The sequence below is a fragment of the Anabaena sp. PCC 7938 genome (assembly GCF_049315035.1).
Classification (GTDB): domain Bacteria; phylum Cyanobacteriota; class Cyanobacteriia; order Cyanobacteriales; family Nostocaceae; genus Anabaena; species Anabaena cylindrica.
On sequence record NZ_CP186038.1, the window covers coordinates 29,121 to 40,872 of the forward strand.

General features: G+C 37.2%; 9 protein-coding genes and 1 pseudogene. 7 read left to right on the top strand and 3 right to left on the bottom strand.

What is annotated here, in order from left to right; genetic code table 11:
* Position 1: 1 nt before the first annotated feature.
* Together ACOWPH_RS29370 and ACOWPH_RS29375 are read right to left on the bottom strand one after the other, a co-directional pair.
* Positions 2-469, bottom strand: coding sequence for a hypothetical protein (locus ACOWPH_RS29370; protein ID WP_015364335.1), 468 nt, complete (start codon positions 467-469; stop codon positions 2-4).
* A gap of 9 nt (positions 470-478) precedes the next feature.
* Positions 479-1,351, bottom strand: a complete 873-nt coding sequence (locus ACOWPH_RS29375) for a bifunctional DNA primase/polymerase (RefSeq protein ID WP_042466370.1) — start codon at positions 1,349-1,351, stop codon at positions 479-481.
* Between the two features lie 273 nt (positions 1,352-1,624).
* Between ACOWPH_RS29375 and cmr1 the strand changes: the two genes are divergently transcribed.
* The 7 genes and pseudogenes from cmr1 to ACOWPH_RS29410 all read left to right on the top strand — a co-directional run bounded on the left by cmr1 (position 1,625) and on the right by ACOWPH_RS29410 (position 9,233).
* Positions 1,625-2,653, top strand: a complete 1,029-nt coding sequence (gene cmr1 / locus ACOWPH_RS29380) for a type III-B CRISPR module RAMP protein Cmr1 (protein ID WP_015364336.1) — start codon at positions 1,625-1,627, stop codon at positions 2,651-2,653.
* Positions 2,654-2,663: 10 nt separating this feature from the next.
* Entirely contained in the window at positions 2,664-4,076 is a 1,413-nt protein-coding gene (locus tag ACOWPH_RS29385; RefSeq protein ID WP_015364337.1) for an RAMP superfamily CRISPR-associated protein, read from the top strand.
* Positions 4,066-5,541, top strand: coding sequence for a CRISPR-associated protein Csx11 (locus ACOWPH_RS29390; RefSeq protein WP_422665754.1), 1,476 nt, complete (start codon positions 4,066-4,068; stop codon positions 5,539-5,541). The genes ACOWPH_RS29385 and ACOWPH_RS29390 overlap by 11 nt, the downstream gene beginning before the upstream one ends.
* The gene (locus ACOWPH_RS29395; protein WP_422665755.1) at positions 5,522-6,838 is read left to right on the top strand and encodes a hypothetical protein; all 1,317 of its coding nucleotides are present in this window, start codon (positions 5,522-5,524) and stop codon (positions 6,836-6,838) included. Before ACOWPH_RS29390 ends, ACOWPH_RS29395 begins: the two co-directional genes overlap by 20 nt.
* A gap of 7 nt (positions 6,839-6,845) precedes the next feature.
* A pseudogene (cmr4, locus tag ACOWPH_RS29400) lies at positions 6,846-7,942 on the top strand (type III-B CRISPR module RAMP protein Cmr4).
* Complete coding sequence (locus ACOWPH_RS29405) at positions 7,942-8,373, top strand: hypothetical protein (protein ID WP_015364340.1); 432 nt, start codon at positions 7,942-7,944, stop codon at positions 8,371-8,373. Before cmr4 ends, ACOWPH_RS29405 begins: the two are co-directional and overlap by 1 nt.
* Positions 8,370-9,233 carry an RAMP superfamily CRISPR-associated protein gene (locus ACOWPH_RS29410; RefSeq protein WP_015364341.1) on the top strand — a complete coding sequence of 288 codons (864 nt, stop codon included), beginning with the start codon at positions 8,370-8,372 and terminating at the stop codon, positions 9,231-9,233. Before ACOWPH_RS29405 ends, ACOWPH_RS29410 begins: the two co-directional genes overlap by 4 nt.
* A 152-nt stretch (positions 9,234-9,385) precedes the next feature.
* Here the strand turns inward: ACOWPH_RS29410 and ACOWPH_RS29415 are convergent, their stop codons facing one another.
* Entirely contained in the window at positions 9,386-11,674 is a 2,289-nt protein-coding gene (locus ACOWPH_RS29415) for a hypothetical protein (RefSeq protein WP_015364342.1), read from the bottom strand.
* Positions 11,675-11,752 lie beyond the last annotated feature (78 nt).

Genomic DNA, 11,752 nt, shown 5'->3' on the forward strand with positions numbered 1-11,752 from the left:
ATTAAAACAGTGTTAATTGATTAGATGGGTTAGTTTTGTGAGTATTAGTTGGTGGTAAATCAGGAGGATTGACAATTTTGTTATTCTCTGATTGGTTGACAGATAATTTTTGTTTTTGAGCTTCTTTTTGTTGAGATTGTTCTGCTATTTGTGGTAAAATAGCTTTTAGTTTCGTGAGAACTTCAGCTATTACTGGATATTGTTCGATTTCATGCAGTGTACTAACTTGCATGACTGGTGGTTCTCCTTTGATTCCAGCCGTGATAAACACTTGTCGTAAATCGTGTTGTTTTGCTGGTAAAATTTGGATGCCTAAGATGATAGTGTTGCTGTCAAAATCAAATCTATCTTCTTTTTCAGATGCTACATTAACAACATCATTTTCTGTGAATGAGGTGGTGACATCAGTATCATTATCGTCAGTTTCTACATCTTCATCCACAATTTGTTGAGTTTCAATTTTTGACATAATTAGTAGTTAGGAAAGATTAGCTAAACGGTGTAAAATCTGCATATTCATCCCCCATTTCCTGAAAGATTGCCATTTGTATTCGCACTCCCCTGGTGTGTATTTAGCTGATAGCTGACTCCATTCTTCCCAAGCAGAAAGCAGGGTAGGATTGACTGATTTCAAAGCCATTCCCACCTTGATCCATGAATCATATTTATCTGCAAAGCGAGGATGAATAATTTCTAGTAGTAACAGTGCTGTTTCTGTATCCTCACCTGTAAATTCTGGATTTGTTGGTAAAAAGTTGCTGTTTTTGTGGTAATCTCTTTTTGGTGATTTCGCACGTTTGGTCATTTGTTCGATTATCCAAGATGGTGCGATCGCTATTTCTATTTGGTCAGGACGACAACCACTCAGCCAACGATAATAACCGGTTTGTGGATGAATACTGGGGGGAAGTATTGATGGTAGTTTAGTACCTCTAAATTCTAAAACTTCACCGGGGGCGGTGGTGATTTTACGGGATTTGAGTTTAAGGTGAGTGTTACCTGGTAATTTCAGTAAATATTGCGCCCTTCCTGGTCGTCCTGATGTAAATGCAACTGTAGTGGGTAGTGGTTGATGAGCGATAATTGCTGCATGGGCGCTGTATCCATCACAGTCTATGGCGATTAAAAATTCCTGGGAGTTTTGACCGCAAAGGACACCTATACCTGTGGGGGTTACTTTGTAAAAACCGTGATGGCGGTTTCTGATTGGTACTTTTTCATATTGCTGTAGTTGGTTCAGCAATGCTTGAGGAGACCAGGGATGTTGTTCCCATTGATACCCTAATGGTCTTTTTCCCTGAGTGGGGATGATAGGCCAGTGTGGGGGGAGTAGTTTGAGGGTATCAATCAGTTTTTGGGTTTGTGGTTTTTTTCAGCATGGGTTTTAATGGTGATTGGGGTTGCAAAGGAAACAAAAGTTGTTAAACCTAAATAATGTGCTTTTAGTGTATGATTTACTGCTTGTGCAAAGAGTGAAACAAACAACAGTAGTTAATTTAGTTGTTGATTTCTTCAGCTAAGTCTGCGTTAGCAGACTTACTATAAAATTCAGTAGATACAGTTGCTTTTATAGCCAAAACTCCAAAAATTGGATACGCTTGGTGAAGGGTATCAGATAGTGGCAATGGAAGTAAAAATTCAAACTCTCACTCCAATCTGGACAGGCGGTATTGAGTCCGGAAAGTGCGATCGCATTCACGAAACCGGACTGCTTGGTAGTCTGCGCTGGTGGATGGAGGTTCTGGTGCGCGGGATGGGGGGTGTGGTCTGTGATCCGACTGAGCAAAAATGCTCATACGATTCCAAGAAGCCTAACAATGGACTTTGTAAGGTCTGCGAAGTGTTTGGCGCAACTGGTTGGAAACGTCAGTTTCGTCTGGAGGTACAGGAGATTGAAATCTCTGATGCACAAATTAAGCATACTATTACAGCAGATCGAACTTATACAAATGATCAAGGTAAGCTAAAAACACCAACTTGGTATTTTCGAGATTCTAACCCTCCAAATGCCCCTAAAAATGGCACTTTTATTATTAAAATTCAAAGCTTCAATCCAAAATTCAAGCCTGAAATTATTGCTGGACTAATTCAATTTATTGCTGATTGGTCGGCTTTAGGAGCGCGTTCTCAGATGGGGTTTGGTGTAATTAAAATTGAGTGTGCTGGCATTATTGATACTCAGCCTCTATACGATTGGCTCATTCTCACTAACGGAAGTGAATCTGATAGAAAACTACCTTCGTTACAAAACATTTTTCTGGCAAAAATACATTCTAAAGATTCAAATTTTGATGAAAGAAGTACCTTTGATTTGAAATATGATTTACGACAACTTTTCAGATCAGATAAAAATATACGTCATTTTATTATGGGTACAGTTAAAGGTGATGTTATAGCCGCTAAAGTTAAAATATCTCGACCTTATAAAGATGAAAATGGAAATACAGTCATCCGTGTATGGGGTTATATTCCTCAACAAGCAGATATTTACAATACTATCTGGAATCGAGAAACGGTTGTAGAGAAAATTCAGGAACACTTGAAGAATAACCACAATCTAACCCTTTGGCGTGAAATAAACTCAGGTAGAGATTCTGAAACTGGAAAAATGATTGATGAAAAAGCCTTTCTGCAAAGCTTATTAAAAATATAGGAGGATGGCAATGCAGTATGATTACTATGCTTTTGAAAAAGAGCATTTAATTGATTCTTTGAATAAACTTGAACTAGCCTCAGAAAAATTTAAAAAAGGCAAAAGAGACAATAATAAAAGTGTGTGTGAACAAGCAGAAAACGAAATAAAGAAAGCTGCTACAGATGCTGTTAAAATTGAACCTCACTTATCCTACTTGTGGTATGAGGCTCTTAACTCTGATCTCAAAAATCCTGTTCGTGATGCTTGGCAAAAGAATCTCACTACAAAAAAAATACCAGAAGATTTTCGATTCATTCCCAATATTTCAGAACTTGAAAATTTACCAGCACTCAGTTTTATGCTGCGTGTACCTTTCAAACTACAAAAACCCTATTTGAGTAAAGATGATCGCTCCTTCCATTTACTTGATAATCCAGTACGTAAAGACAAGGTATTTCAAACCCCAATGGTTGCTTCAACAAGCTGGAAAGGGGCTTTACATAATGCAATGCTTCAACAATTGGCAGGGTGGTGGTGTGGTTTAGATGAAGGGGTAAGAAAACAACGTCAGCAAAAGAAAGAATTTGTAGCCAAAAGAGTTAGTATCGGGCGACTTTTTGGCACTGAAAAGGGATTTCAGATAGATGACAAAAAATTTGATAGTTATCTCGATAATCTTGGTGGTAGAGATTTGGCGCGTTTGTATCAGCGATACATTAGACGTTATCTATCTTCAACCGGGTTCTTTTCAGGTCGGCTTTATTTTTATCCAACGTTCTTTGATAAGATTGCCTTGGAAGTAATTAATCCGCATGATCGCAAAAAAAGTACAGGCAAAAATCCCATTTTGATTGAGTCAGTTCCAATCAGGGCAACAGGTAAGTTTATGATTTTGTACGTACATTTTGGTGCAATTGATGAGAGCCAAGTTGCTAAAGATTTAGAAATTGTGGCAGAAGGGGTAAAAGCGATGCTCACGGTTTATGGTTTTGGAGCAAAGACCAGTAGTGGTTTTGGAATTGTGGAGGATCAACTTGACAGTCAGGGAGAGTTAGCAATTCGGGCTGATATACCAGAGCTAAAGCCACCAGAACCAGAAGTAAAACCATCAGAACCCGATCTACCTCGCTATCTGGTTGCACCTGGACAAATAGATCCAGATTTTCTAAATCCTGATGGTACTTTCAAGTCTAAAGAACGATACTTACAAGGAAAGTCTGGGAAAAAAACTGGACAACTTTACGATAAGGCTAAAAAGTGGTGGGATAATGAACGGCCTATAGCTGAAACTGCGATATTAGAAATAATACCTGAACCTAAACTAACGCCAAAACCAGCTATGACTGAAGTTTCTTTTAATAAATTGAGTGAGTTAGGCGATCGCACCAAGGAAATAGCAAAGCATCTACACCAAAGAAAGGAAATCAGCCATGACTCATGATTTACAAGATTTAGCGGATAACCGTGACGCTTTGCTTTTAGGAGAAGTGGCTGCATTTCTACATGATTGGGATAAGTGTATTAAGCAGTGGATCAGCTTGGGGAAAAACTTTAATCCAAGTCAAACTACTCCCCGTGTCAAATCTAGTCTCGAAGGATGTTCTCTACAAGATCCACTTAATTTATCTACGGCAGATACTTCGCTTGCAAAAATAATAAAAGAAGGGAAAAATCCTTCTAAAGCTAAACTTTCTTTAGACTGGCGTATTAAATTATTAGGGAAATGTCATGATGTTGCTCATGTAGATAAGCCTGAAGAAGAACAAGGACTTAGAGAGGAAAGCAAGTTCATTGGGTCTATTTTTGGATTTGAGATTACACTAGGAGAAAATTCATCAAAACTTTTGGAAGCAGTTCAAAGTATTGATCAACGCGATATTTTTATTCATAACATAGAACAAGCATTTAATAATGCAGTTGGAGATACAAGGCGACCTCTTAATGAAGTAAGACTTTCAGAGTGGGGAGCAGCTACAGCAGCTTTTTGGAAAGCAATAGCCGCTCGATATATTTTAGAGAATAAAGTTACTGAAAATAACCTAAAGTGGCGTATTTTATCGGTTAGGTTTGATGGACTCAGTTTTTTAGAGAGATCACTAACTATTGGTGATTTGCACGGAAGAAAAAAATCATTACAACTAGCACTAAATTGTGTCCGTAGACTTTTGGAGGAAACTTACGCATTAGGAAATGAAGTATATCGAGATGAAAATGGTAGTGCTTTTTTAGTGCCAGAATTAGAGAATGATATTGATGGCAACCAATTGTTAAATCTTATTGAAAATCAAATCTTAAATAATGGGTGGAAACGTGAGTTTGAGATAAATGGAGAGCTAAAGCCTCAAGTTTATCTTACAAAATCACATGAAAAAGCTATTGTTCTACATGAAGCATTACAACAGGAATTACCTAACATAACTCCTTTTCAAGATTGTTCAGATATCTGGTGGCAATCAGAAATCTCTGACATCTGTACAGTTTGTGGTGTTCGTCCACAGGGATGGGGAGGAAATGATAAGAAAAAAAAGGAACAAGCAAAATCGAGAAATGTTTGCAGTATTTGCCTAGAAAGACGCAGTAACAGAGCAAAAATATGGCTACAAGACTTAACTAAAGAAGATATAGAAACTAGAGATACTATCTGGATTGATGAAGTTGCTGATAATAATGCTCGTTTAGCCTTAGTTGTTGGTCAATTTGATTTGAATGATTGGCTGAGTGGCGATATGATCAAAACTTTATTGGTTGTGTGTAGTCCAAGTGTTAAAGAACCAGAAAAAAAGCCATCTTTTGCTCGTATCCAGCGCGTTTGGCGTACCACTCAGCAGTTTTGGCAAACAGCACTAGCAGACACAAAACTACCAAAAATAAAAGGTCGTCTTAGCATTGAATTCAATAATAATTGACCAGATTAAATTACAGTCTTTAGGTTCTTATGACCTGGTTCTAGGAACGACAAAACTAAGTGTTTTACATAATGATTGTAAGCTCATTACCACAGATAATCTTTGCTATGCTGCTAAGAAATTAGGTGCTAAATCTGAACAATACTCAAAAATTGAATTAGCTGCTGAATTTATTGCTGAACAGTTACGTTATCAACAATTCTTTATAGAAGAACCAACTGGATATGGAAGCTCTAATAAATTACCAGGTAAGTTAAATATTAATAATGTTGTATTTGAGGAACAAGAATACAGTCCTATAATTCCTATTCTCTCTGAACCTAGTACATTTATGGCTCTTGTTCCAGCAGAAAAATCTCTTGATGTAGTTGAGGTGATAAAAACAAAATATGAACGAGAAATGGGCAAAGTCCGTAACCGCTTACCCTTACATTTAGGTGTTGTCTACTTTGATCGTCGTACTCCCCTCCGGTCTGCTTTAGACGCTGGACGACAAATGTTGAGCTATAAATCTAGTAGTCAACAATTATGGCAAGTGCAATCAAAAACTCAAGGAACACTACCTCCTGAAAAACAGAAATTAGCAAATGGAACGAAGCAATTTGAAGAAACGATCACTATCAGCCTAATAAACTTAGTTGAAAGCGATACAGAGTTAATTCAAGGCGATCGCAAAATCACCTGGCACGTTCCTAACAAAATGGGAGATGGAACAACAGATGATAATTGGTATCCTTATGTTTTTGTAAAAACAAGCGATGATAGCGAAGTTAATGGACGATCGCGCAAAATCAAAAGTCAGCGACCTGGTACAACTGAACCCTGTTGGTTAGTTCACGCTGGGGATTTAAAAGAAGGCGACCAAATTTATTTCACCTCCTCCACCTTCGACTTTGAATACCTCGACAGCGCCGCCAGACGGTTCGATATTCACTACGACGAAAAAGACCGCCGTCCCCGCAAAACTCGCCCCTTCTACCTCGAAGGCCTAGACCGTATTCAAACACTCTGGGAAATTCTCAAAAACCTCGAAACCTCCCAGCGTCATCAGGTGATTTACAGCATTGAAGCCACCCGTGATATGTGGTACGGGGAAGATATAAAACAAGAATCATGGAAAGATAAAATATTTGAGCAGTTTGTCACTGATACACTAGCTAATGCAGCTTGGACTAAAGACTATAAAAAATGGATAGATATTCCTCAAGAAAATCGCCAGCTACTAATTAATGCAGCAGTGCGAGGAGAACTGGCAGACATAACAGACTTGTATATGGAAATTTTAAAAGAACGGTAAAACACTAATGGCAACTTACAAACGACAACGTTACCTATTTATGACTCTCGATCCTGTTCATATCGGTACAGGAGGCTATCGTTTAGGACGAGTTGATAATAGCATCGTGCGAGAACCAGGAACTAAAATTCCGAAAATTCCCGGTACAAGTTTACATGGTGCGGCGCGATCCTATGCAGCACAGTTATATGAAACCCCCCAGAAGCCGCAGGACAAGATCAAAAATATGTTAAAAATCCTGAAAATAACCCAATCTGTTACACCTTTGGTTATTTACATTCAGGTAATAGTGATAATCCACAAACTGGTAATCCAAACCCTAAAAAGAAAGAGATTGCTTACTCAGGTGTTGTAAATATTTTTGATGCTCACATTTTGCTATTCCCTGTGCATTCAATGGTCGGTCCCGTGTGGGTGAGTACGAGAGAGCGATTAGATGATGCAGGGTTTACTAACTTACCTGATGAGCCAGATAATCTTGAAACTGTTATTTTGAATTGGGATAATTCGGATAAACCTGATAAACGATTAAATCTAGGCTGGTTAATGCTGAATGCTGAGATAAAAGCAGAAATAGAAGCACCTCCTCAATGGCAAAATGATAAACGCTACAAAGCCATCAACAAAATTGTTATTGTTAAAGATGCTCTTTTTAGCCAAGTAGTAAATAGTAATTTAGAAGTCAGAACATCTGTCGCAATTAACCCAGAAACTGGTGCAGCCAACGATGGGGCATTGTTTACTTATGAAGCCATTCCCCGTGCTACTTTTCTTACCGCAGATGTTGTTTTAGATGATTACCGCAGTGGTGAAAAAGGATGGTCATTAGGTGAAATTAAGGAAACAGGTAAGCTTAAGGAAGATGGAACAAAAAATCCTTTACCCGGAGGTGCTTGGCAATGTCCATTATGCGTAGTTAAATCTGGTTTGAAAATGATTGAATGGCTGGGAGTTGGTGGTATGGGAACGCGGGGTTTTGGAAGAATGGCAATGATTGGCGATCCTAAGACTGTTGAACTTCAAGAACTATTTAACCCGTTGCAGAGTAATCAACAAACATCTTCTGGATCATCTATAGAAACTACTGAAGGAGGTCAAGCATGATGGCTAATCTTGATCGCCTCGCGGCACAACACGCACAATCAATTATTACTAATACCAAAAATCAAAAAGCTAGTGATATAGAAAATACAGTCACAAAAGCATTAGGTGTTTTACAAGAAGATGGCGTATATGCTTGTTTTCTTTATTTACTAGCTAAGGAAAAAGCTAATGGTCAAGCTGTAGTTCAAGAAATGCTAAATCTATTACAAGAACTAGGTTTTGAGTGGAATAAACCTCAAAAAAATGGAACCGATGATCTTACTTCCAGTGTTATACTCAAACATATTACTGATAATGTAACTCAAGATTTAGAACGATTATTACTTACAAAAGAAATATTAGAGCAAACGTTGATTTATGCTCGTTATGGTGCAAAAGCTCGTCAAGAAGAAACAGCAACAAATAATAATCAACAGGAGGAAAACCTTTGACTTGGAGAGCCTATCAAGTAGTTTTTAAACTCAAATCTCCTTTACATATTGGTTGTGGCAAAGTGGGGAATGTACAACGTACCCGTTCTTATTTGACTGGGCGTGTATTTTGGGGTGCATTGACAATGCGATTAACCCGTAATGGAACTGATGAACCTGCAACTGATACAAAACAGTATGAATGCTACGGCAAAAAAGTTGATGATAATTTAGCTTTCACTTACTTTTATCCTGCTATTGAATCAAATGGAAACTATACAGTTAAATGGCCTTGGGGAAGTGAAAACGAAAGTCTGTTTCGTCGCTGTTTTTTAAGTAGTTATGCCAGCACTGCTTTAGTATATCCTCAACAAGCAGCAGAGCCAGGATTATTACATGAAGTTGAGTTTATTTCACCTCATACTTTGGATGAGGGTAAACAGGTTTATCTAGTGGGATATGTGTTTGAAAAAGTTGAAAAAGAAGAGTGTGCGGTACAATGGAAAGAGGCTTGTTATCGTTTACAGATGGGAGGTGAGCGAGGTTATGGTTGGGGTGATGTTGCAGTAAAAGAAATAAAAGAAATAACAGAATCTGAAAAAATATTTAATGCCTATACTTGGACATCTGAAAATATCTCTATTGTAATTCAAGTAGTAGAAAATATAGAAAATAGCAGACTTTTAGCTCATACAGAAACTAGAAAAAAGTTATTAGTTCAAGGAGAAATTGAACCGTTGGTGGGTAGAGAATGGAAAGTAGCTAATCAAGCAGGAAAAAGTGTGGCATTTTCTGGACTATGTTGGACTCCAGGGAGTATGGTAAAGCAACCATCCGATTTTGTGATTCAAAAATTTGGCATCTGGAAGTTTAAGGAATAGATCCAATATTTCGAGTACCTGATTTACATAATTCCCACAAGGGAACTTCAATTTCAACCAAGAGAAAATTGTACAGCAATTTGCAAAAATAAAAACCTTAGTTCGGAAAATATAATAAAGGCATAAAAGCTTTGTTTTTAATTTAGTGCTGTTTAGAGTGATAATTTAGATACCTCTCTGGAAGATGTATTAAATTTCATACTGGCATCTATATTTTGTCTCAAAATACTTGTTTTGGGAGTATATTTATTTGCAATGATTTCCTTACGCCACTTTTCCAAATCATTCATTATCTCTCTCAATGGTGGTATTTTATTTAGCAAATCATCATCCTTTAAATTCTGTAAAACCAACAGTTTAAAATATAATTCCCTCTGTTCCCCCACAGAAAGCATCTCCTGAGACTTTTCAAGCTTATCTCTAATATCTGCTTTAACCTCTTCTACATTAATAAGAGAAGAATTAATATGAGAATTATCCCTTTCAACTTGCTGCCATACCTTTTTAAGTGCAGGATGTAAAGGAACTGGTATATCAGCAATATTCTTAACCTCCTTGCTACCATCCCTTGCTTTATCAACTAAACCATATTTCTCCAAATCAAACAAATGAGCATTGCGGGATATAAACTTCAACTGTGTTAAATCCCAATCACTAATATTCAGATAATCTACCTGCTTAATAATCCCTTCTGCCGTTTTCTGGAGAGTAAAAGATACCATTTCTTCTTGTTCACCCTGATGATTAGTTTTATATAGCTGCAAATGTGCCACCCCAGCTTCTACATCCCTGGATCTAGAAATCGTGTATTCACCTATAGTTAAAATATCAGTCTTCGCTTGTTGTAAAGCAGAATTGAGCAAACCCAAAACCTCAGTTTTTCTAAAACTTTCCAACGTTGCAAAAGTCCCAGCAGGTGCTAAAGAACCTAGTTGGTTAGCAATATCTCTGATATCTGCATTTTGTAGCTGTGGTAATTTCTTTTCACCCGAAATCTTCTCACCTACCATCAAAAACTCTTGTCTTTCTACTGCTAACATTTGTGTAGGAGGAACTTTAACTTTTATATCCTGACGAGAATTGACAGTAAATTCCATCAGAGAATGAGAAAAGTTAGATAATTCATCATGCCGATGATGGATACTATACTTTTCACCTTCTTTTCTAATTACAAAAGCATCACTTCTGTAAATTCTAGAACCATCTGCTAACGTCTCTCCATAAGCTTTGAGAAGTTCAACTGCTGTTTGAGCGATTTTGGCATTTTCAAGTTTGAGATTATGCCGCATTTTCAGCCAATTTAAACCTAGAACCTTTTGCCAACTGGCTGCAACATCCTTCTTAATAGGAACTTCCACTTCCCGTATCCACTGCTGATTTTGAGAAGTTACCGTTGGAGATGAAACCACACGATTGTAGTTTGGTGTAAAAGCGACTTTTCGCTTAGGTGTTTCAGTTTCTTCCTCTGTTGTTTCAACAAATTTAGCTGACTTTTCTTCCCTAAAAGCATCAACTTCAGGTATTGTCTCTGTGACTGTTTCTTCAGTTTTTATTTCATTCGTCGAAACTTGCTTATCAGTAAAATTATACTGATTTTCTTCTTCTGTATATGTCGTTTCAGCTATAGGTATATCCCTGGCATCATCCCATTCTGGTGAATCATCTACTGGTGGTTCTGGTAATGGAGTATCTTCATCCCAAAAGACGAAAGTTTCCTCTTCAAATGGTAAATCTAAAATAGGTGTAAATTCATTTTCTAATTCAATGTTTTCTCTAGAACTTACTGCTGCTGTTGGAGATTCAGATTCTGTAAAATTATCAACAACTTCACTCTTAATATCTTGAATTCCAAAAAGTTGACCTAGCAGTTCATCAACAATTTTTGTTAAATCTTCCTTTATCTCTCTGATATTATCTGTGGAATTTTGACTAGGAGGTAAATCACGAATTATGGGTTCATAGACTACAGCGATAATTTCCTCAGTCTCTAAATTTTCTGTCACCCAGTTATGACGACATTTACCTTGATTATCTTGCTGGTAAACAGTTAATTTATCACCTGATTCAATAGTGGCAATGATAGCTAAAGAAGAATTATTATTAGCTAGAACAATATCTGTGATTTCCTGAAAATTATCTGCTGCTGTTAACATTAACTGCTTGGCGATATTCTGCGCTTGGACATCAGACATTTCGGCAGATTCCCATTTCCAAGCACCAGGAAATTCCTCATCTGGAACAAGCCGATATTTTTCACTACCAACTTGTACTTCAATCTCAAATAACTGTTCTTGTTCTTGTTTAAGTTTTGCTCTGACTTTATCTATTAAAGCCTGGACTAATTCTGCTAATACTGAGGCAGTAATTTGAAGCTCATCAATTATATGGTCAACAGTTTTTTGATAAGCAGTTGCTAATTGCGTTACTCTTTCATCAAACATATTAATATATCCATTTTAGAGCAGGATTTAAGGATTAATAGGATTTATTTAATAACTTGAATTTCTGATTTAGCATAT